The 21475-nt window shown below is 60.5% G+C and carries 18 protein-coding genes and 3 tRNA genes; 9 read left to right on the top strand and 12 right to left on the bottom strand.

What is annotated here, in order from left to right; genetic code table 11:
* Positions 1–70 precede the first annotated feature (70 nt).
* Genes A5483_RS10425 through A5483_RS10435 form a run of 3 tightly spaced genes read right to left on the bottom strand, consistent with a single transcriptional unit; the run spans position 71 to position 2619 of the window.
* Positions 71–1480, bottom strand: coding sequence for a lipopolysaccharide biosynthesis protein (locus tag A5483_RS10425; protein WP_042842783.1), 1410 nt, complete (start codon positions 1478–1480; stop codon positions 71–73).
* On the bottom strand, positions 1477–1926 hold the full coding sequence (locus tag A5483_RS10430; protein WP_176607865.1) for a nucleoside deaminase: 450 nt from the start codon (positions 1924–1926) through the stop codon (positions 1477–1479). Before A5483_RS10430 ends, A5483_RS10425 begins: the two co-directional genes overlap by 4 nt.
* 36 nt (positions 1927–1962) lie before the next feature.
* Positions 1963–2619 carry a tRNA adenosine deaminase-associated protein gene (locus tag A5483_RS10435; protein WP_042842808.1) on the bottom strand — a complete coding sequence of 219 codons (657 nt, stop codon included), beginning with the start codon at positions 2617–2619 and terminating at the stop codon, positions 1963–1965.
* A gap of 228 nt (positions 2620–2847) precedes the next feature.
* On the opposite strand from A5483_RS10435, the gene upp reads away from it, so the two are divergent.
* Together upp and A5483_RS10445 are read left to right on the top strand one after the other, a co-directional pair.
* Positions 2848–3474: a uracil phosphoribosyltransferase gene (upp, locus tag A5483_RS10440; RefSeq protein WP_081474432.1), complete on the top strand. Its 627-nt coding sequence runs from the start codon at positions 2848–2850 to the stop codon at positions 3472–3474.
* On the top strand, positions 3471–4226 hold the full coding sequence (locus A5483_RS10445) for a MaoC/PaaZ C-terminal domain-containing protein (protein WP_063811780.1): 756 nt from the start codon (positions 3471–3473) through the stop codon (positions 4224–4226). Before upp ends, A5483_RS10445 begins: the two co-directional genes overlap by 4 nt.
* 23 nt (positions 4227–4249) lie before the next feature.
* Here the strand turns inward: A5483_RS10445 and A5483_RS10450 are convergent, their stop codons facing one another.
* The gene (locus tag A5483_RS10450; protein WP_063811781.1) at positions 4250–4819 is read right to left on the bottom strand and encodes a YbaK/EbsC family protein; all 570 of its coding nucleotides are present in this window, start codon (positions 4817–4819) and stop codon (positions 4250–4252) included.
* Between the two features lie 50 nt (positions 4820–4869).
* On the opposite strand from A5483_RS10450, the gene A5483_RS11690 reads away from it, so the two are divergent.
* Positions 4870–6735, top strand: coding sequence for an alpha-amylase family glycosyl hydrolase (locus tag A5483_RS11690; RefSeq protein ID WP_082864051.1), 1866 nt, complete (start codon positions 4870–4872; stop codon positions 6733–6735).
* Positions 6736–6942: 207 nt separating this feature from the next.
* Entirely contained in the window at positions 6943–8823 is a 1881-nt protein-coding gene (locus tag A5483_RS10460; protein WP_063811815.1) for a potassium transporter Kup, read from the top strand.
* 331 nt (positions 8824–9154) lie between these two features.
* On the opposite strand, the gene A5483_RS10465 is transcribed toward A5483_RS10460, so the two are convergent.
* Positions 9155–9227, bottom strand: a tRNA-Arg gene (locus A5483_RS10465).
* Between the two features lie 209 nt (positions 9228–9436).
* A tRNA-Ser gene (locus A5483_RS10470) sits at positions 9437–9526 on the bottom strand.
* A 236-nt stretch (positions 9527–9762) separates the two neighbouring features.
* Here A5483_RS10470 and A5483_RS10475 point away from each other — a divergent pair.
* Positions 9763–11616, top strand: a complete 1854-nt coding sequence (locus A5483_RS10475) for an LCP family glycopolymer transferase (RefSeq protein ID WP_042842811.1) — start codon at positions 9763–9765, stop codon at positions 11614–11616.
* Positions 11617–11656: 40 nt separating this feature from the next.
* On the opposite strand, the gene A5483_RS10480 is transcribed toward A5483_RS10475, so the two are convergent.
* Both A5483_RS10480 and galK read right to left on the bottom strand, forming a co-directional pair.
* A complete protein-coding gene (locus A5483_RS10480; RefSeq protein ID WP_042842785.1) occupies positions 11657–12628 on the bottom strand; it encodes a LacI family DNA-binding transcriptional regulator in 972 nt (323 codons plus the stop codon).
* 135 nt (positions 12629–12763) lie between these two features.
* Complete coding sequence (gene galK, locus A5483_RS10485; protein ID WP_002549049.1) at positions 12764–13999, bottom strand: galactokinase; 1236 nt, start codon at positions 13997–13999, stop codon at positions 12764–12766.
* Between the two features lie 225 nt (positions 14000–14224).
* On the opposite strand from galK, the gene A5483_RS10490 reads away from it, so the two are divergent.
* Entirely contained in the window at positions 14225–15934 is a 1710-nt protein-coding gene (locus A5483_RS10490) for a sodium:solute symporter family protein (protein ID WP_002549148.1), read from the top strand.
* A gap of 64 nt (positions 15935–15998) precedes the next feature.
* Positions 15999–16217, top strand: a complete 219-nt coding sequence (locus A5483_RS10495; RefSeq protein WP_042842812.1) for a hypothetical protein — start codon at positions 15999–16001, stop codon at positions 16215–16217.
* 129 nt (positions 16218–16346) lie between these two features.
* Here the strand turns inward: A5483_RS10495 and A5483_RS10500 are convergent, their stop codons facing one another.
* From A5483_RS10500 to A5483_RS12485, 4 genes are all read right to left on the bottom strand, one after another.
* The gene (locus tag A5483_RS10500) at positions 16347–16838 is read right to left on the bottom strand and encodes a hypothetical protein (RefSeq protein ID WP_042842786.1); all 492 of its coding nucleotides are present in this window, start codon (positions 16836–16838) and stop codon (positions 16347–16349) included.
* 69 nt (positions 16839–16907) lie between these two features.
* Positions 16908–16993 (bottom strand) — tRNA-Ser (locus A5483_RS10505).
* A gap of 200 nt (positions 16994–17193) precedes the next feature.
* Positions 17194–17709 carry a hypothetical protein gene (locus A5483_RS10510; protein WP_002549161.1) on the bottom strand — a complete coding sequence of 172 codons (516 nt, stop codon included), beginning with the start codon at positions 17707–17709 and terminating at the stop codon, positions 17194–17196.
* A 380-nt stretch (positions 17710–18089) separates the two neighbouring features.
* The gene (locus tag A5483_RS12485) at positions 18090–18695 is read right to left on the bottom strand and encodes a hypothetical protein (protein WP_042842814.1); all 606 of its coding nucleotides are present in this window, start codon (positions 18693–18695) and stop codon (positions 18090–18092) included.
* 189 nt (positions 18696–18884) lie between these two features.
* On the opposite strand from A5483_RS12485, the gene A5483_RS10520 reads away from it, so the two are divergent.
* Both A5483_RS10520 and argG read left to right on the top strand, forming a co-directional pair.
* Complete coding sequence (locus A5483_RS10520) at positions 18885–19883, top strand: NAD(P)H-quinone oxidoreductase (protein ID WP_002549121.1); 999 nt, start codon at positions 18885–18887, stop codon at positions 19881–19883.
* A 138-nt stretch (positions 19884–20021) separates the two neighbouring features.
* Positions 20022–21446: an argininosuccinate synthase gene (gene argG, locus A5483_RS10525; protein WP_176607866.1), complete on the top strand. Its 1425-nt coding sequence runs from the start codon at positions 20022–20024 to the stop codon at positions 21444–21446.
* Positions 21447–21475: the final 29 nt, after the last annotated feature.

Raw genomic sequence — 21475 nt, forward strand, 5'->3', positions numbered from 1 at the left:
AGGGTAGCGAATTCCTCACCACATCCCAAAATCCGGATGTCAGGAACGCGTCGTGTAGATGTCGAAAGTGTCAGGGACGGCTGCTTTCGTCCCCGTTCGTGACCTCAGCCTCTTGCGCAGTTTCGACGTCGTCGTCGGACTTCACATTCTTCTGATCGAATCTCTTCGCCACCACAAGAGCCAGCCCGATGTAGAACACCAATAGCCCAGCCATGATGAAGGACATCTGATAGATCGTGCCGACGATCGACCGGTTGCTGAGGTTCAGGTAGGTCAGCGGCACCGCGGCGTACACGATCGCGAAAGCCAGCGCGATGCCGTTGTTTCGGGTCACGATAAACATGTTTGAGATCGGTGAGGTGACAAAATTGACGAAGAGCCATGGCACCAGAGCCACCGCGATGTCCGCCGATTGGTGAAACTTCGCACCCAGCAGCCACGGCAGCACCGGCGGGATGAGCAGATACAACAGCCCGAACGGCACAATGCCAATGAGGAAGGACCTCACGACCGACTTTTTGACGGTTTGGTAGAACCTCCCGGCATCAGAAACCGACAACTTCTGGAAGAACACCTGGGATAGTGCCTGGTTGATGACGGACGCCGGCATCTGCATGAGGGTCCACGCGATCGAGAACCGTCCATACCCGGCCGTCGAAAACCTCACCATGATGATCATGTTGACGCCCTGCTGACGAATGGCGTCGACGATGACGTTGGGCGCCGTCAACAGTGGCAACTGGCGATACTTACGCATCAGTGTGCGCATCGGGACTTCCGCTTCCTTGACGCCACGCAGGTCCGAGCCCAACCGACGCCGGAAGTTATTGAGAGCCAGGCACTTACCTAGGAAGGTGGCGATCACCTGACCGAATGCCCCCAGGGAAACCGCACACGACCCGATTCTTCCCATCGCCGTCGTCGACTGGCACCACAGCGCGTTAGTCCCGATGACACCGAATTGTTTGCGCCGGTTAGCCCAGAAGTTCACGACGTTCACCTGGGCATATGTGAAGGTGATCGGCCCCACCGCCAACAACCACCATCGGGCCTGAGGCTTGCCCAGCAGTCCGCTGAGGTAGGGGCCAAGGGGAACCATCGCCAACATCGCGACCACGGAGACAATGCCATTGATGCGGGTAGCCAGTCGAAATACCCGCTTCGCCTCAGAATCATCCCGCGGCAGCACGATGGCCATGTCGTAGCGCAGTGCGGCAGCGGGGATAACGAACTGGGAAACAGCCATGATGGCGCCGTAGATACCCCAGTCAGACGGGTCTATGTGGTGGGTGACGTAGAGGGTGGCTAGGGCAGCAATCAGCTGAGCCAGGCCGGTGCCACTAATGACCTTCGTCACTGAAGCGAGAAACTCATGGCGCTGAATGTATGCCCGACTGCGCGGGAACCACACCCGTTTCTCCCCGGGGGCTGGTGTTGCCCCGGATGCTGCCGGTGTCGGTTCCGTTGTCGTGTTGGTCACCCGTCCACGGTACAGGCCCGATGCCCGTCAAAGAATTCGCGCAACAGAGCAGCAGACTCCTCGGCCATCACCCCTGTGACTACGTCAGGCCGGTGCGGCAACCTCGGATCACGCATGACATCGAACAGGGAACTGACGGCACCCGCCTTCGGATCAAAGGCCCCGAAAACCACCCTCGGGATCCTCGCAGCAACGATCGTTCCAGCGCACATGGTGCACGGCTCCAGGGTGACGACGAGGGTGCAATCACCGAGGCGCCAGCCGTCCCTGACCTCGGCCGCACGGCGGATGGCCAACACCTCCGCGTGGGCCGTCGGGTCGCCAGTGAGCTCACGCTCATTGCCGGCCTCGGAAAAAACCTCACCGCCCGGGCCGAGAATCACCGCGCCGATGGGGACGTCACCCCACATAGCGGCGCGATGCGCCACATCAAGGGCCCGGGTCATAGCCTGACGCCAACCCGGCATCGGGCCAGTCACAGGTCAGCGCACCGAGGTGTTAGCGGCCCGCTCGAACTGCGGCCCGAAGTGAACCCGGGCAGCAATGTCAGACAAGATCTCGTCTGAGTCCTCGTCCGCGTCAGCGAAGGCCTCCATGTCGAACTCCCCCAGGCCAGCATCGGCAAGCATGTCGCCGTCGCCCATCGTCTCGGGATCATCATCGGGATCGGGAATGTCCTCACCGAGAAAATCAGCGACATCGCGGGCTATCGGCCAATCGTTAGCCTGGGTGGCGTCCGATAGAAAGACCTGCACATTTCGACCACGTACCCGGACGATGACATAGAACTGGTGGTCGATGGACACCATGCCGACAGCCCCAGCATCACCGGGTAGACGCCTCAGTTGGGTGATGAGCTCATCGAAGTCATTAGCAAGCATCGGCTCCATAGGAACTGCCACACGCTCGCCGTCATCGTTATAGAGGGCTACTACAAAGTCGATCTCGTCTTCGCTGGCATCCTCGAGATCGTCGTCATAGTCATCATCGTCGTAATCGTCGTCGTCATCGCCGTAGTCATCCTCATCATCGGACAACTCGTCATAATCGTCGAGATCGTCATAGTCATCGACGTCATCGGCGTCGAAGGGCTTGACGTCATCGTCGGGGACAAACTCATCATCGCTGAACCGGGACATGACGACCTCCTTGGGGCGGCGAACGACTCCATCGTTGCAGACATCCGGCCGCAGAAACAGTCGCAAGGCCGATTTAGCCGTCACATTCTTGGGAAGCACCACACTTCCCCACTCAGCCTCTCCTGTCCTTTCCTGCCAAAATACTTGGGCGCACCCCACCAGACAGGGAGCCGAGTGCCACCAACCTTCCCCACATGTGCCAAGGTTGGACTCGTGGAACTCAACGTCATGGATCATCCTCTCGTCTCCCACAAGTTGACCCTGTTGCGCTCGGTAGACACTCCCAGCCCAGTTTTCCGCCAGCTTGTCGAGGAGCTTGTCACCCTTATGGCTTACGAAGGCACCCGCGAGGTGCGCATCGAGCCAACCACCGTCACCACCCCGCTCACCACTACCGACGGCGTCGCCCTGGCCCGCCCTAAGCCGCTCGTGGTCCCGATTCTGCGCGCCGGCCTAGGAATGCTTGAGGGCATGATGCGCCTCATCCCCTCAGCTGAAGTCGGCTTCGTGGGCATGGCCCGCGATGAGGAAACCCTCCAACCGATCACCTACGCTGAGCGTCTCCCCAAAAATCTCTCCGGCCGTCAGTGCTACGTCCTCGACCCAATGCTGGCCACCGGCGGTTCTTTGGGCGGCACCGTCGAGTTCCTGGTCCGTCGCGGTGCCGATCACATCACCTGCTTGTGCATTCTGGCCGCCCCCGAGGGCATCGACAATTTCCGCAAGCTCGTTAGTGACCTTGACGTACCCTGCCACCTCATCGTCGCCGGCCTTGACGATCACCTCGACGAGCACGGCTACATCGTCCCTGGCCTAGGTGATGCCGGCGACCGTCTTTACGGCCTAGCAGAATGAGCGTCCTGCGCCCAGCGGACCTGCATGGTTTAGCGGCCCTGCTGAGTTCCCAACAACACCAAGAGGTTGTCCCGCCGTGCTGGCATTGGGTGCTCCTCCTCGACCCGGTCGTCCCCGCTAATCTCGACGAGGACGGCTATGTTGTCGGCTCACCGATCACCCCAGAACCAGGCATGACAAGGATGTTTGCGGGCGGACGGGTGCGCACCATCTGCCCGCTGGCCCTCAGCAGCGAGACCTCTCGCACTACCAAGGTGGCCTCAGTCACCGACAAGGAAAGTCGCCGCGGCCTACTCCACTTCGTGACACTGAGGACCACGTGGTCCCAGAACAACCAGGACTGCCTCATCGACGAGCAGGACTACGTCTTCTTACCAGCCCGCTCCGTCGATCCCACGCCCGAAGGTGCCGGCCAGACCGACGGCGACGGCTTCCTGGTGACCGAACCCCTGCTAGTGACCTTCTCGGCCCTGACAGCAAACCCGTACCGCATCCACTGGGACCGCGATTTCTGCCGCCGCGCTGGACATGACGGTCTGGTGATCCACGGACCATTACAGGCCCTGCTCATGGCCCAAGCATTCGAGGACACGGGCGCGGACTTCACCGGTAAACAGTTCTCCTACCGGTTCCGCGCCGCAGTCACGGCTCCGACCCGGCTCACCGTCGGCATCGAGGAAGGCGAAGCTAAAGTCCGTCGCCCCGATGGCACCGTAACCGCTACAGCAACCCTGCAAGATGAGGGTCGCTAACGTCTTTGGGAGCGATGCACCACTCAGTTCGCCAATCCCTCGACGACTTCAGCACCGGGCAGGGAAAGTACATCGCCCCCACTGACGATGAGCTTCGAGCTGCGCAACCCTGAGCCGATGCACACTGCCTCGGCTTCAGCCACCCGCGGGTCGATCCAGATCGGCCATTCAGCGGGCAACCCCACCGGGGTAATCCCGCCGTATTCCATCCCGGACATGCTGACAGCCTCATCCATGGGCGCGAAGGACGCCTTGCGGACGTCAAGCTTTTTGCGCACCACCTTGTTGACGTCGACTTTTGTCGTCGCCAAAACCAGACATGCGACGTATTTCTCGACGTCACCACGCTTCCCCTTGACGATGACGCAATTGGCGCAGGTCTCGGGGCCCTCACCGAACGCCTCACACAGCGCCTCAGTATCAGCAATCTCAGGGTCGATGCTGAAGACGACTGCCGACGGTAACTCGGCGACTCGACCAGCCACCGTCGCGGCCAGCAGCTCGGGGTGGTCAGCAGCAGGCAGATGTTCAACGGAGTCGTACATGTAATTCACCGTAGCCACCGTCGATCCATCAACGAGACCCTCTTCCATACCTCGGACGGATACCGTTGGCTGTGGTTGTTCCGACAACAAGGAGAACGATGACCGACGACACCACCGCAGGTCCCATCCCCACGGACTACGCCGACCGCGCTAAAGGCATGGGCGTCTGTCTCATCGATGGTGGCGCTGCGTTTCGAGTATGGGCCCCGCACGCCGAGGCCGTCGCCGTCACTGGAACGTTCGATAACTGGGCAGCTCAGCCAGCGGGTGACAAAAATGACGCTGAGAAGGTCCGCTCGGCCAAATTCCAGCTCGTCAGCGAGGACAACGGCTACTGGTACGGTCAGGCGGTCGGGGCGAAGGTGGGCGACGAGTACCGCTTCGTTCTCATGACCGGCGAACAGGTAATCTCCCGGATCGATCCCTATGCCCGCCACGTAACAAGCTCGATCGGCAATGGCATCATCACCGACCCCAACGCCTACGACTGGGAGGGTGACGACTTCACTCCCCCGACGATGAATGAGCTCGTCATCTACGAAATGCACGTCGGAACTTTTTTCGACAGGGACCCCAATGATGGCAAGCCCGCAGGTCTAGCGGACGTCGAGTCCAAGATTGACCACCTCGTTCACCTGGGGGTCAACGCTGTTGAACTCATGCCTCTTATGGAGTTCGCCGGCGACTACTCGTGGGGTTACAACCCCGCCCACATTTTCGCTGTCGAAAGCGCCTACGGTGGCCCACAGAGGCTGCGCGACCTCGTCAAGACCTGCCACCAGCACGGCTTGGCAGTCATTATCGACGTCGTCTATAACCATTTCGGCCCCTCGGACCTCGACTTGTGGCAGTTCGACGGTTGGAGTGAGAACGGCAAGGGCGGGATCTATTTCTACAACGACTGGAAGTCGTCCACCCCGTGGGGCGATACCCGCCCCGACTACGGCCGCGGCGAGGTGCGTGAGTTCATCCGCGATAACGCGATGATGTGGCTGGAGGAGTTTCACGTCGACGGTCTGCGCTATGACATGACCCCGTACATGCGCAGCGTCGACGCCGGCGAAATGAATATCCCCGAGGGTTGGAGCCTCACTCACTGGATCAACACCGAGATTCGTGCGAAGTTCCCTCACGCGATCACTATTGCTGAGGATCTGCACGGTGAACCGAAGGTTGTCTCGACCGCCGACGACGGCGCTGCCTTCCACGCCCAGTGGGACAACCACTTCGTCCACCCGATCCGCGCGGCCGTCATCGCAGCCTCAGACCAGGCCCGCGATATGAATGCCGTGCGCGAGGCCGTCGAGTTCTCCTACGGTGACGCTTTCTCCCGCGTCATCTACACCGAGTCCCACGACGAGGTCGCCAACGGTTCGGCCCGCGTTCCCCAGGAGGTCAATGACGACGATCCCACCGGCTACTACGCCCAGAAGCGCTCCACCTTGGGAGCGGCGCTGGTGCTCACCTCACCGGGATTGCCGATGATCTTTCAAGGTCAAGAGTTTCTGGAGGGCGAGTGGTTCCGCGACACCGTGCCGCTGCACTGGGATCAAGGCGCTCAGTTCAAGGGCATTTTCCGGATGTACCGCGACCTCATCGGCCTACGCCGGAACGAGGAAGGCCACACCAAGGGCCTCACTGGCCAAAACGTCGAGACCTTGCACCTGCACCCGGGCAATCACGTCTACGTCTTCCACCGCTGGGCTGACGGCGGCCCGCACGACGACGTCGTGGTAGCGCTAAACCTCGACTCTAAAACCTGGGGCGACTATACCGTTGGCATGCCGGCTGCTGGCCGCTGGGTGACGAGGTTCAATTCCGACGCGAAGGTTTATTCGGACGCCTTCGACGGGGTGGACGTGCCCGAGTGGTTCGATGCCGTCGAGGACGGCTACGACGGCCATCCGGCCTCTGCGACCATCGTCTTGCCGCCCTACAGCGCCGTTATTGTGTCGCGGGTGTGACGGCGTCGTCGCATCTGAGACACGACGAAAAGGCATCACGGGGGACGCCACGGTAACTTCCCTCCGCCCTTGGGCTGTGTGCGATCCCTCACTCGATTTGCAAGTGAGACCATGGGGTCCATACTTTCTTGAGTGATTCGCAGCCATGAACGGCAGGCGGTACCCAAAGCCAGCCAGCCGATCGCTGATCGTGAACCGATCCGATCCATGAAGCCCGGACTAGCCCTAGCCGCATTGGGAGTCGTCTTCGGCGATATCGGCACCTCGGTCCTTTACTCTCTCCAAACGGTGTTCTCGATGGAGAACCATGCCGTACGCCCCACCCCCGGTGACGTCATGGGGATCATTTCGATGATCTTCTGGTCGATCCTGCTCGTGGTGTGCGTCAAATACGTCATATTCGTGATGCGTGCTGACAACGACGGCGAGGGGGGCATCCTCGCCCTGATGGCCTTAGTGCGTCGTCTTATGGCTAGTCACAAGGGCACTGGCATGACGGCCCTCCTCCTGGGCATCGTTGGTGCCGGCCTGTTTTACGGAGACTCCTTCATCACCCCAGCGATCTCTGTGATGAGCTCGGTGGAAGGCATCACGGTGGCTAACCCAGTCGCAGAGAAGATCGTTCTGCCAGCCTCAGTCGTCATCCTTACCCTCTTGTTCCTCGTGCAGAGACGAGGAACGGAGGCCATCGGCAAGGCCTTCGGTCCGGTAATGGCGGTCTGGTTCCTCACTTTGGCGGCCCTGGGCATTCCGTGGATCGTCCACCACCCGGCCATCCTCACGGCCCTATCTCCCCACTGGGCAATTATGTTTTCCATCGAGCGCCCAGGGATGGCTTTCATCGCGATGGGCGCGGTCGTCTTAACGATTACCGGCGCCGAAGCGCTGTACGCCGACATGGGCCACGTCGGGGCCCCATCGATCCGACTTGCCTGGTTCGGGCTCGTGCTTCCCTGCCTGCTCATCAACTACCTGGGCCAGGGGGCCATGATCCTGTTGCACCCCGACTGGATCGATAACCCGTTCTTCAGGATGGCTCCCGGCTGGGCGACCATCCCCCTTGTTGTCATCGCCACGATGGCTACCGTCATCGCCTCCCAGGCGGTCATCTCGGGAGCGTTCTCGATGAGTTCAGAAGCCGTCCGCCTGGGGCTACTGCCGCGCCTCGGCGTGCGTCATACTTCGAAATCCGAAGGCGGCCAGATCTACATCCCGGAGGTCAACTGGACCCTCTTTGTCGGCGTACTAGCCCTCATCCTCATTTTCCAGACCTCGTCTAAACTGGCCACTGCTTATGGTCTAGCCGTAACCGGCACCTTCCTCCTGACGACGAGCCTGTTTCTGGTGCTGGCTCACCGAGCATGGCATTGGCCGATGTGGGCTCTCATCTCCTTTGGGGTCATTGTTGGTGGCGTCGAGTTATCGATTTTCTCTGCCAACCTGCTGAAGATCGCCTTTGGCGGCTGGATTCCATTGATGTTCGCAGCCATCGTCGTCGTCATCATGACGACATGGCGCCGCGGCACCGCCTACATCGCTACGCAGCGACAAAATGACGAGGGGCCGCTGGACGACTTCCTCGACTGGATGCACGAAACCAAACCAACCCGCGTCCCCGGTCTGGCTGTTTACCCGCATCCTGGGCGAGCGACAACCCCGTTAGCCTTACTTAACAACCTCAGGTTTAACCATGTACTGCACGAGCACAACATCATCATCTCGATAGTGGTGGAGAATGTGCCGCACGTGCGGCATGTCGACCGCATTGAGAAGGTAGACCTTGGCAGGCCCGCCGACGGCATCACGTACATCGCGTGTCACGTCGGGTTCACCGATTCCCAGGACGTCCCCAAAGCGCTAGCTCTGGCAGCAGCCAAGTGTCCTAGCCTCAAGGAGCGTCTCGACGAGGCGATCTATTACCTCTCCCTGGTAGACGTGAAGCGGGACGAGCCACATCAGGGGGCGCATATGGCTGGCTGGCGCAAGATGCTTTACATCGCCATGTCGCGCAACCAGGCCGATCGCACTCGGGGCTTCCGAATACCGCGCACTCGCGCGGTGGTTATGGGCGAATCAGTCGATTTGTGACGGTCCGTCGCTGAACTCACAACTGGCGTGATGCCCGAGGTTTCGCTAAGCCTCGGGCATCACTTCATCTCTGGGGTGCGCGCAGGGTGCGGCTGCTGTCAGTTTTCGCCCATAGCTTGCTGGGTGGTGGCCAGGGCGTTCGTGATGACAGCTATCAAGGCAACGGGACCCGGATCGGATCAACGTGTGCTTCCCACTTGTCAGGTCGATCGGGTGGCTTATTCCAGGCAAGGTCACAGCGCTGAACTGAGATGTGGGTACTCATGCCTGTTTCCGGAGAACGTCTCCTTGAAACGACGAAACCCCGCCATAAAGGCGGGGTTTCTATCTGCGCGCCCGGAGGGATTCGAACCCCCAACCTTCTGATCCGTAGTCAGATGCTCTATCCGTTGAGCCACGGGCGCCTTGTGCCGTGCACGTGGCTCAACACTACAGCTCTCGATCCTGCAATGCAAATTCGCGTAACTCAGCCCCTAGAAGTCCGCCTAGCAAGCGTGTTTCCGCAACGTCAGGACACCGTACGAGCCCAACTCCAGCACCTTCATTCCAGGCACCACTGGCCCCACCATGCACAAAGCCCGGCATCTCCTAAGTAGTAGATACCGGGCATCCGCGGAGGTGGCGGGATTTGAACCCGCGATGGGATTACCTCCCAAACCCGCTTAGCAGGCGGGCGCCATAGACCTGACTAGGCGACACCTCCAAGTGCCGTGTCAGCCTACTCTCTCAACCCCCCACCCTCCAATTCCAGACCCCAGCTCCGAGTCTCGCCAATATGCCCCATTAGCTCCAACACGCTCCTGACAAGGGGCTTCTCCCCCACCCAGGCGCTAAACGGAAGCCACGATCTCCCTCCACCGGTCAGGCGGGACGGCTTCACATTAGGGACAGCGGTTAACATGGGGTCCGCCCCATCGACATTTGTGGAAAGGGATGAGCATGGCTGACGCGTCACACGGCGCCAACTCGCCGTCTCCACGTCACGCCGCCCAACCGGACTGGATGAACGACCCGGAGGCCAACGAGGACACACACGTCCTGCGGCGGGCTGATATCGAGGCGGCCGCCCGGAGATCGCGGTCCTCTCCACGTCCACGCCGCTCCGCCGCTGAACCCCCCGCTAACGCCCCACAGCCCCCCATCGAACCGAAATTCCGCCCTACCCCGGCTCGACGAGCTGCAACCGCTAAGGCTTCACCAGCTAGCCGCAGCCGCCGCACACCGTCGAGGTGGAATGAGGAAGCCAAACGCAATCACGCCTTCCGCACCTGCTTAGGATGGACTGCCCTCGGGGCTATCATCCCCGGCCTGGCCCTGTCTCGCAGCCACGCCCCGCGTCGCCGCGTCACGGGACTGACGATCATCGGCCTCCTCCTCATCGGGCTGACCGTTGCCGTTTTCTTTGTTCTGGCTAACCCAACAGTTGCAGCATCGATCGTCGTGCGACCCAGGTTGCTCACCGCTCTGACCTGGGGCTTGCCAATTCTTGCCATCACTTTGGTGACATTGCTGACCTTCTCCCATCTAGACCTTCGGCCTCAGGGCATCACCCGCGGACAACGCTGGATCTCAACCATCCTTGTCACCGCCCTATGTACCACCATCGCAACCCCGCTAGCCGTTGCTGGCCGATACGCCTACGACGAGGCGCACATGCTCGGGCGGATCTTCACCGACAAGCGATCGGGCACCCGCCCATCCATCAACTACAACCAAGACGTCAAGGCAATTTGGGCGGCCAAACGTCGAGTCAATGTTCTGCTCGTCGGCGCCGACGACAGCAAGGTGCGCAACTATCGCGCCGCAAACTCCATGAACACTGACACGATCATGGTGGCGTCAATCAACACCTCCAACGGTGATACCTCGATCTTCCAGATCCCCCGCAACACCGCGAAGATGCCATTTCCGGCTAATTCACCCCTGCACAAGGACTTCCCCAACGGCTTCGTCGGGAAAGACGGTGACGGCGACAACCCCAACTACATGGCTAACGAAATCTGGTCTACGGTGTCAGCCCAGTACGTTGACCGCATGGGCGCGACCGACTATCCCGGGGCCGATGCCCTCAAACTGGCCACCGGAGAGGCCCTCGGCCTCAAGATCGACTACTTCGTCATGCTTGACATCGATGGCCTTCAGAAACTCGTTGACGCCCTTGGCGGAGTGTCGGTCAACATCAACGAGCGCTTGCCCATTGCCGGCAACACCGAAGGCAAGAAGCCGAACGGTTACCTCGAGACTGGCCCCAACCAACACCTCGACGGTTACCACGCCATGTGGTACGCGCGGTCACGCTCAGCGAGCACCGACTACGACCGGATGGGGCGTCAGTCCTGCCTCATCAAGGCTGTTCTTGACCAAACCAGCCCACAGAGCGTACTAACCCGCTTCGAATCGATCGCTGACGCTTCCGGGCAGATGGTGGTCTCTGACATACCGCAGGGAATGCTGCCAGCTTTCGTCGACCTCGCCATCAACATGCGTGACGCCAACATCAACCGTGTCGTTTTCACCAATGGCCAGCACGGATTCTTCTCTTCCAATCCGAATTACGCTCTCATGCGCAAACAGGTGGCGGCCGCTATCCATGGCGTCTCCGAGTCGAAAAACAAGAACAAGCCGGTGACGGGGGCCACGGCTGCCAAGTCCCACAAGGCCGCCGTGTCGCAGCCGAGCCACAGCATGTCAATGAATCCCCCACATAGCTCTGCTCCACATCCGTCGCCCAACAACCACGACGTCTCCCAGTCTGTGACTGACGCCTGCGCGTACAACCCACAGCAGCCCTGACCCCGAGCTATGCCACAGTTGTGCGGCTCGTAGGTGTCGCTCAGTGCCGCGGGGGTGCAGTGCTTGCGCGAACCACCAACGGGGCCGGCACCATCACCGACTTCCTCGGAGCGCCCTGCAACTGGGCTAGGAGCTCGGCAGACAGGCATTGACCAATCGCCGTGAAGTCCTGACGTACCGTCGTCATCGTTGGCCACACCGCATTGCCCAAGACGTCGTCGAATCCCATCACAGACATATCCTCAGGGACCCTGACCCCCATATCGAGCAGACCGATGATGACCCCAGCCGCCATCTCGTCATTGCTGGCCAGCACAGCCGTCGCCCCGGCGGCCTCAAGGTAATGAGCTGCATCACGTCCCGACGAGGTTGTCCAGTCCCCGTTGACAACATCGGGGATCTCGCAGCCGTTGGCCTCCAAGCACTCTTGCCAGGCCTGACGGCGCACCGCAGCCTGTCGGGAACAGTCCGGGCCGCTGACGAGGTGAACCGTGCGATGTCCCAACGCCACGAGATAGTTGACGGCGGCACGCACGCCGCAGACCTGGTCACACCCGACGGTCGCGAAACGGCGGCACGGAGGGCCAGCCATCACGATTGGGATCCCTGGCGGCACCTCGAGTTCGTCGGGATGGTCAAGCTCAAGCCCCTCAATGATGAAGCCGTCGACCCGCCCTGCCATCCGCTTCATCGCATCCCGGTAAGCCCCGACAAGGTCGTCAGCAGGCTCAAGGCGGTCAAGGATGACAGCAAACTCGCTGCGACGGGTGGCATCAACAATGGCTTGGACAGTCCGCAGCTCCCCGGTGCGTGAAAGGTCCGTAGCAAGGACCCCGATAGCACTCGTGCGGCCCGAGCGCAGACTCCGAGCAGCCACATTGGGCGAATAGTCGACTTCAGCCATGGCCTTGAGGACCTTGGCAACAGTTTTCTTGCGGACGGCGTCGGAATTGTTGACGACCCGCGAGACGGTCTGCTGGGAGACCCCGGCGGCCGCAGCGACATCACTCATTGAGGGGCGAGACGGTCCTCGACGCTGCCCGTTCATCGACCTACGCTCTCCGCGCAAGAGGGTCAGTAATCGGCTTCCGGCTCCGCGTATCGTTCATCTTCGGACAGCCGAGAAGCTGGCGAGTTGTACTCCACATCACTGCACCCGCAGGGCAGCAGGACCAGGGGTAACGACATAGAACTCGGGGTGAACGAAACCAGCGTTACGGAAAGAGTTCGCGACCTGCGTGGCGACCTCATTGCAGCTGTCGCGATTGACCAGAGCGATGGCGCAACCGCCGAAGCCGCCACCAGTCATCCGCGCGCCAAGAGCACCGGCAGCACGGGCCGCGTCGACAGCGGTGTCCAGTTCAGGGCAGGTGACCTCGTAGCCGTCACGCAGGGAGTCGTGGGAGGCATCCAAGAGCGCCCCCACCTCGCGAATCCGGCCGGTATCAAGGAGCTTAACGAACTGCGTAACGCGGTCGTTCTCAGTAACGACGTGACGAACGCGGTTAGCCATCTCTTCGTCGTCAAGGGCGGCCACGGCGGCTCCCAAGTCACCGATATCACGCAGGCTGCCAACTCCGAGGATGCGTGCGGCATCCTCGCAGGCTCGCCGTCGCGACTCGTACTGGCCGTCGACCAGCCGGTGAGGGGCGCGGGTATCGATGACAAGCAGTTCCAGATCGGCAGCGTGCAGGTTGAAGGGGACTTGACGGACCGACCAGTCGTCACAGTCGATGAGGAGGGCGTGACCTTCGATAGTGCGTAGCGAGGCGGTCTGGTCGAGGCCACCAGTGGGAGCCTTAGCAACCTCATTCTCGGCAGCGCGGGCAGCATTGACGAGGTCAGTACGGCCGGGATCAGAGTCGGTGAGCCCAAGGTCGTACAGATCGGCGAGGGCTAGACCGACGCCACACTCGACAGCCGCCGACGACGACAGTCCCGCGCCCAGGGGGACGCACGTGACCAGGGCAGCCTCGAATCCGCCGAGGTCATGACCGGCCTGACGCAGCGCCCACGCGACACCACCGGTGTAGGCCTTCCAGCCAGTAACCGCCCCAGGAGCGATTTCGTCGAGGGCTCCTTCCCAGGTGAGGACACTGTCGTCAAGCTGAGAGACGAGGACGACCTTGTCGTCATCACGGCGTCGAGCAGCGACGTAGGTGCGATGAGGAAGGGCGATGGGCAGGCAGAAACCGTTGTTGTAGTCGGTGTGCTCGCCAATAATATTGACACGTCCCGGAGCCGCCCAGACGCCGTCGGGGCCGCCACCAATGTGCTCGGCGAAGAGGCGACGGGCGCGCGCCGCGCCCTCCTCGGCCGACCAGGCTGTGCCAATCGTGGCGGACTGGTGATCTGCCACAACGGCGTGGGGGGTCTGCGACATGAATGGCTCCTTTGCCGGTCGAAATTCCTTGTCAACGAGTTTGGGCGTATGAGGATAGCGCCGATGACACCGGCACTGCATATACTTCGCTCACTCAAAATGTTTACGTACTCAAAACTACCGGGGGCAGGTGAACTCACGCCGCACCGGGGGTCTATGGTTCCCACGGGGCAACGCCAACGAGGCCGTTCCTCCTCGCACCAACCGAAAGGACCACCCCACACAATGCCGTTGGAGACACTCATCAACGCTGGGTTCGTTGATTACCTGATACTGCTCATCTACTTCGTGTTCGTCCTCGGGATCGGACTGGCCGCCAGGCATCAGGTGTCCGACTCCCTCGACTTCTTCCTGTCCGGGCGCAGTCTGCCCGGATGGGTGACCGGGCTGGCATTCGTGTCAGCAAACCTCGGCGCCGTCGAGATCATGGGAATGTCGGCTAACGGTGCCCAGATCGGCGTTCCGACCGTCCATTACTTTTGGATCGGCGCTATCCCCGCGATGGTGTTTCTCGGCATCGTCATGATGCCCTTCTACTACGGCTCCGGCGTACGCTCAGTGCCAGAGTTCATGCTCAAACGGTTCGGCCCCGCAGCTCACCTTGTCAACGCGATCTCCTTCGCGCTGGCCCAGCTACTTATCGCCGGCATCAACCTCTACCTACTTGGAACCATCGTCCATGCTCTGCTGGGATGGCCGCTGTGGGTCGCCCTCATCATCGCTGCGGTGATCGTGCTCGCTTACATCAGCCTGGGTGGTTTGTCGGCGGCGATTTACAACGAGGTGCTGCAATTCTTCGTCATCGTCGCTTCCTTGCTGCCCCTTGTCATCATCGGTTTGCATCGAGTTGGTGGCTGGAGCGGCCTCAAAACCAAGATCACCGCTGCCGCCGTGGCTCACCCTGACGCCGTAACGCCGGCTGCCCAGCAGCTTCACTCCTGGCCCGGCCAAGCATTGTCCGGGTTCAGCAGCCCAGTGGTGTCCGTGATTGGCATCACGCTTGGGCTCGGATTCGTGCTGTCCTTTGGCTACTGGACGACGAATTTCGTCGAGGTGCAGCGGGCAATGGCATCCGATTCGCTATCGTCTGCGCGCAAGACGCCGATTATCGGCGCTTTCCCGAAGATGCTCGTACCCTTCCTCACCGTTCTGCCCGGTATGCTCGCCGCGGTCCTCGTCCCTGAAATTGCCCGCATGAAGGCTGGCGAGAAGGTCGCCGGTGGCGCGTCAGGTGGCTTCGTCCAGTACAACGATTCCGTGCTGTTCCTCATCCGGAACTTGTTGCCGACCGGTCTATCGGGCGTGGCGATTACGGGTCTGCTCGCTGCGTTCATGGCTGGCATGGCTGCGAATATTTCAGCGTTCAACACCGTCTTCAGCGTGGACATCTGGCAGCACTACGTCATTAAGGACAAGTCCGACGACTACTACGTCAAGGTAGGACGCGTTGCCACGGTCATCGCCACTGTCGTCGCCATCGGAACGGCGTTCATGGCGTCCGGGTTCTCCAACATCATGGACTACTTGCAGACGTTGTTCGGATTCTTCAACGCTCCGCTGTTTGCGACGTTTATCCTCGGCATGTTCTGGAAACGCTCAACCCCACATGCCGGCTGGTCGGGCCTGGTCGTCGGCACGCTGAGTGCGGTGACGGTGTGGGTTATGAGCTTGACGGGAGTATTTACCTTGCCAGGCCAAGGGACGGCATTCCTGGCCGCCACGGTCGGATTCATCGCAGACATCATCGTCAGCATCGTGGTGTCCCTGTTTACCACGCCTAAGCCGGCAGCAGAGTTGGTCAGGTTGGTGTACTCGGAGACCCCGAAGGAGCATCTCGTCGATCCACAGGAGAAGAACCTCCCGTGGTATCGCCGCACGGTCCCGCTTGGCATGACCGTGCTCGCCATCACAATCGTTCTCAATATCGTCTTCTGAGGAGCTTGTCATGTCGAACGGAACTGCTACGGCTCGTCGTAATCGCCGTAAGGTCGCTCGCGCGATGGACATTCGGACCGTCATTGGCGAGCTGCTCGGACTCTACGGAATCATCCTGACGATCACTGGGTTAGTAAAAGGATCTGGCGCTCACGCCGACCTGTGGTCTGGGGTCTGCCTGCTCGTCTCAGGGGCCGCGTTCCTGCTGTGGGTGAGGCTTCGCCCGATCAAGGTACCGGAAGTAGCCGAGGAGACCAGCAAGCCCGCGGTCGGGAAGGGCTGAGCCTCCCGGCTGGAGTGGCCCGCAGTAATTGAACTGCTAGCTGACCTCAGCACATACATCAGATCAAAGTAGTGGCGTTTCAGAGTATCTCTGAAACGCCACTACTTCGTTAGGTGGTTATCGGTGCCTTCAGATGTCTTGGCGATATCCGCGCGACTTATCGAGGCGATGTGCGACATCGACGGCGAGGTCTTCCATCTCTTGAGGGTTCCCGATTCCGGGACGGACGATGTGGGTACGCCCGACTTGGCCGTGGTAGAGAGTGAGACGAGACCGGGATTCGGTCAAGGCGGCCTTCGTGACCTTGTCCCAAGTTCCGCGGCGGTCCTGTCCAGCGCCATGGATGTGGTAGCCCTTGTCGTCCACATCGACGTAAAGCTTCATGTGAACCATGGACCATGCTGCAGTGCAAGCCAAGGCGATACCGCAAGCGAGGACAGCGATAAAGATGATCGTCACCACCTCGTACCAGCTCTTGGCGATGCTGATAATCGTGAGGATGGCACCGACGATGGACAAGATGCCGGCGATGATGAAACCACGAATGGGAGGCTCCGGCGACATGACGTGCCTGGTCGTGCCAGGTGGAAGATCCATCACATCCGTCCTGGGCATCCCAATCTCCCATCACTGCAAGGCCAAGTATGCGAGGGCCTGACCCTCGGTTTCACACCTGGGGACCAGGCTCCGTGGCGGCGAGAGTGGGATTCGAACCCACGGAGGTTGCCCTCGGCCGCTTTCAAGGCGGCTGCACTCGTCCACTATGCGATCTCGCCAACCGGGCATGACCCGGTGACTACATCTTAGCCATAATTCATCGAATATAGTCATCGTCTCGGACGTGAGCACACTCATACATCGCCTGGATGTTGACGAGTCCGGGCGCCGGCACCATCTGGTAATGCCGATTTCGTGGCCCAACCTGGACGATGAAAGCTCCCGCCGTTGCCCCGTCCGGCCGCGCGAATTCATTCCATCACCGTCTTCCGGTTTTAGTGAGAACACCGATGAGTTCGTTGACTTTCAGCGGCTTAGAGGACGAACGCCTCGTGACGATCTCGCCAGACTGATCACCCGAACGCCATCCCACGCGCCACACCTCGGTCATGCGCACGGTGTAACTTCCTGGATGTTGGTAGGCATAGCCGCAATCCGGAGACTGTGCTCGCGGATCAGCATTCACCGGGCGTGGGGTTGAATGAGTACAGCGGATGGTTTTCTCACCAGTGTCGTAGATGGTCTCGACTCGCTTGGCGTCAAGAGAGACGATAGCTCCATGCGAGGAATCGCTCGCGACATGACGGCTAGCCCCTGAATTGTGAAACCACAATGGCTGCCCCACCGCGGTAATGTTCCATTTGTTGGCTTCAGGTTGCGGCTGAATGTCGACAACCGGCTTCGCAAGGTGAATATTCGTTGCAATATCGATTGACCAGTCTCGAACTACTTCCCGAGCCGGCCGGGCAGGCTTTGAGCGAGAGGGGGATGGCACCCGGCGGCTATGCTTTGATTCCCCAGCATGTGGATAGAGACCAGGAATATACGGGATCGCAGTTACGAAAGACGCCGCTACGTCAAGATAGATGGGGCTCTCCCGCCACTTCTTTGCCCCTGGCGGTTCAGGAGACGTGCGTGGCCGATGCTTATCCACGGGATGGCGGCGCCTGTGATGCGAGCTGCTATGTCCAGAGGCGCCGTGCTTAGCCTCCCGCCCGTGTCCAACTCGGGGCTCTCGACGGGAGCCCCCTCCCCAATACCTGACCGTTACGTCCCCTGCGTTTTCCATGTCCGCGATATCAACACTCTGCCCAGCAAAGGACGGCATCGTCATGACACCGAAGTAAATCAGCATGGCTCCTAAGCACGAGCAGATCACCCGACGCATTTATCTACACCTCTCGAGCTAGCGGCAACAATCACGAGCGATCCATTTTCTCGGGCCATCGACATAATAATTTGGCGTAAATTACCTCGAGATACCTTTTCACCTGACTTGTCCACAAACACCCACTGGCGCTGATCTGCACACGATCTGAGTGTTATTAGGTAACCGGGCTCTGCCTTAATACGCGACAGAGTTATATTCCCGAATCCAGCCGACTGATGAGTTACATGATGACCTCGCTTCTTCACTCTGGCGTAGTACTCTTCGAGAACCTCCCCCCATGGCCCACTGACAGTTTTCTTGAGACCTTCAGGCAAAGGTTTACCCCCACCTTCTTGCTCAAAAAGCAGAGTCTGTTCCAGATACGTCTCATAAACTTTCTTCGCTTCCAGGAACAACGCATCCTGCTTCGTCCCTGGCGCAGGCGTTGCCGAGACCTTCACGAGCTTCGGAACGTCCGCACTGGGAGTCGGAGTCGAGCTCCTGACCGACGTTGCCTTTGCAATCGGAGTCACCCCTCGCGTCGCATCAGAGGAATCCCCGCCAGCATCACATGCCACCGTCCCCAAACCGACCATGACAAGTGACGTCACGATCACAACGCACCGTCGGCAACCTTCAGTGCCTTTACTATTCATCACCATGGCGACAATCCTGAAGGTTTGCGGAGCCATTGAGAACCCTCGGATTTGAAATCTGTGGATAAGTCCCAAGCCTGTGCACACGCCCCCCTCACGCGAGGTCTCGGGGAACTTGCTTACTCACTGTGGCAGGCTTGATACATGCATGCGATCACCGTCCGCCCTACCGACACGACTGACTCCAAGGGCCGCCATCGCCCCGGCCCCGAGTGCATTGAATGGACTGAAGTTCCCACGCCCCAACCAGGCCCGGGAGAGGCGCTCGTCAAGGTGACCGCAGCCGGCATCAACCGCGGTGACCTGCTACAGCGTCAGGGCCTCTACCCGCCCCCGAAGGGCGTCTCGGACACCATGGGCCTCGAGGTCACCGGCACCGTCTCCGCCCTTGGCCCCGGCGTCGATTGGTCTGAAGGTGACGAGGTCGTCGCTTTGCTCGCCGGTGGTGGTTACGCCGAGTACGTCATCGTCCCCGCTGGTCAGCTCCTGCCTATCCCCGATGGCATCGACCCGGTGACTGCATCGACCCTCATTGAGGTCGCTGCCACCGTCATCTCCAACATGGATCACGTCGGGCTAGCTAAGGGTGAGACTTTCCTCGTACACGGCGGTGCCGGCGGCATCGGCCAGTTCGCTATCCAATACGCCAAGTCGCTTGGATGCACGGTTATCACCACCTGCGGCACTGCTGAGAAGCAGGAGTTCTGCCGCGCCCTCGGCGCCGACGTCGTCCTCAACTATCACGACGACTGGGTTGGTGGCGTCAAGGACGCCACCGAAGGCCGCGGTGCTGACGTCATCCTTGACGTCATGGGCGCTAAGTACCTCGGCCTCAACGTCGATGCTCTCGCCACTGGCGGACGTCTCGACATCATTGGAATGCAGGGTGGCGTCAGGGGGGAGCTCAACATTGGAAAGCTTCTCAACAAGCGCGCCTTGGTCACCGCTACGAGCCTGCGCCCTCGTCCCCTCGACGAGAAGGCCAGCATTTGTCAGCGGGTCCGTGAAGTCGCATGGCCGCTCTACGCCAACGGCAGCATCAAGCCTGCCCCGGTCGAATCCTTCCCGATGTCTGAAGCGGGCAAAGCCCACGAGCGACTCGAATCCGGTGAGGTACTCGGCAAAGTCGCGCTGACCCTCTGACAACCCCCAGCTGCCCGCAACGACCTGCCATGGCTCCGGCCAGGGCAGGTCGTTGCGTGTTTTCCGGGACACTCAGCGCGCTCCCCCAACCCAACCAATCGCATATCCATTTGAGTCAATGCATATATATGCGCTAGGGTGGTTAACGTGTCCAAGGTCATCACTCAGCTCCCCGTCGACGAACGCGTCGGCATCGCATTCTCCGGCGGCCTCGACACGTCCGTCGCCGTTGCGTGGATGCGCGAAAATGGCGCGGTCCCGTGCACCTATACAGCCGATATCGGCCAGTACGACGAACCCGACATCGCGTCAGTGCCGGAGCGTGCCCTCGACTACGGCGCCGAGATCTCCCGGCTTGTCGACTGCAAGGCGGCGCTCGTTGCAGAGGGTCTGAGCGCTATCGCGTGCGGTGCGTTCAACGTTCGCTCCGCCGGGCGTCCTTACTTCAACACCACCCCAATTGGTCGCGCCGTCACCGGCACTCTATTGGTGCGCGCCATGCACACCGATGGCGTCTCCATTTGGGGCGACGGCTCCACTTACAAAGGCAATGACATCGAGCGGTTCTACCGCTACGGTTTGCTCGCCAACCCGCAGCTGCGTATCTACAAGCCGTGGCTCGACGAGAACTTCGTCGCTGAGCTCGGCGGCCGGGACGAGATGAGCGCCTGGCTCACTGCCCATAACTTGCCGTATCGCGATTCCAAGGAAAAGGCCTACTCCACCGACGCCAATATCTGGGGCGCCACCCACGAGGCCAAGAAGCTCGAATCCTTGCACGTCTCCATCGAGTCCGTCGACCCGATCATGGGCGTCAAGTTCTGGGACCCAGACGTCAAGATCGATACCGAAGAAGTGACGGTCTCCTTCGAGCAAGGCCTGCCCGTCGCCATCAACGGCAAGGAATACGACGACAAGGTTGCCCTCGTCCTGGAAGCCAACGCCATCGGCGGCCGTCACGGCCTCGGCATGAGCGACCAGATCGAGAATCGAATTATTGAGGCTAAGTCCCGCGGGATTTACGAAGCCCCAGGTATGGCCTTGCTTCACATCGCCTACGAGCGTCTCGTCAATGCCATCCATAACGAAGACACTCTGGCTACCTATCACAACGAGGGACGTCACCTTGGGCGGCTGCTCTACGAAGGACGCTGGCTCGACCCCCAGTCCCTCATGATTCGTGAATCTCTCACCCACTGGGTCGCTAACGCGGTTACCGGATCGGTCACGCTCAAGCTGCGTCGCGGCTGGGACTATTCCATCCTCGACACCACCGGACCAAACTTCTCGTACCACTGTGAGAAGTTGTCGATGGAACGCGTTGAGGGGGCTGCTTTCGGCCCGACCGATCGCATCGGCCAGCTCACCATGCGCAACCTCGATATCGCCGATACCCGCGAGAAGCTTGAGCTCTACTCTGCGCAAGGTCAGCTCACCAGCCACGCCGACCTTATCGGACAACTTGACGCCGGCGGCGCAGCAGCCATCGCGTCCACCGGCGACGACGACAATAACAATCAGGAGGTTCTCGACTCTGCCGCAATGGAGTCTGGCGTCAACTGATCGCCACGCGATCGGGTCGTCCGGAATAT

This window comes from Cutibacterium namnetense, from assembly GCF_001642025.1.
GTDB lineage: Bacteria > Actinomycetota > Actinomycetes > Propionibacteriales > Propionibacteriaceae > Cutibacterium > Cutibacterium namnetense.

Excerpts from the sequence above, each read along its gene's own strand:
- A5483_RS10430 (WP_176607865.1), bottom strand. The coding sequence starts at position 1,926 with ATGACCCGGGCCCTTGATGTGGCGCATCGCGCCGCTATGTGGGGTGAC.
- A5483_RS10435 (WP_042842808.1), bottom strand. The coding sequence starts at position 2,619 with ATGTCCCGGTTCAGCGATGATGAGTTTGTCCCCGACGATGACGTCAAG.
- upp (WP_081474432.1), top strand. The coding sequence starts at position 2,848 with ATGGATCATCCTCTCGTCTCCCACAAGTTGACCCTGTTGCGCTCGGTA.
- A5483_RS10445 (WP_063811780.1), top strand. The coding sequence starts at position 3,471 with ATGAGCGTCCTGCGCCCAGCGGACCTGCATGGTTTAGCGGCCCTGCTG.
- A5483_RS10450 (WP_063811781.1), bottom strand. The coding sequence starts at position 4,819 with ATGGAAGAGGGTCTCGTTGATGGATCGACGGTGGCTACGGTGAATTAC.
- A5483_RS11690 (WP_082864051.1), top strand. The coding sequence starts at position 4,870 with ATGACCGACGACACCACCGCAGGTCCCATCCCCACGGACTACGCCGAC.
- A5483_RS10460 (WP_063811815.1), top strand. The coding sequence starts at position 6,943 with ATGAAGCCCGGACTAGCCCTAGCCGCATTGGGAGTCGTCTTCGGCGAT.
- A5483_RS10475 (WP_042842811.1), top strand. The coding sequence starts at position 9,763 with ATGGCTGACGCGTCACACGGCGCCAACTCGCCGTCTCCACGTCACGCC.
- A5483_RS10480 (WP_042842785.1), bottom strand. The coding sequence starts at position 12,628 with ATGAGTGATGTCGCTGCGGCCGCCGGGGTCTCCCAGCAGACCGTCTCG.
- galK (WP_002549049.1), bottom strand. The coding sequence starts at position 13,999 with ATGTCGCAGACCCCCCACGCCGTTGTGGCAGATCACCAGTCCGCCACG.
- A5483_RS10490 (WP_002549148.1), top strand. The coding sequence starts at position 14,225 with ATGCCGTTGGAGACACTCATCAACGCTGGGTTCGTTGATTACCTGATA.
- A5483_RS10495 (WP_042842812.1), top strand. The coding sequence starts at position 15,999 with ATGGACATTCGGACCGTCATTGGCGAGCTGCTCGGACTCTACGGAATC.
- A5483_RS10520 (WP_002549121.1), top strand. The coding sequence starts at position 18,885 with ATGCATGCGATCACCGTCCGCCCTACCGACACGACTGACTCCAAGGGC.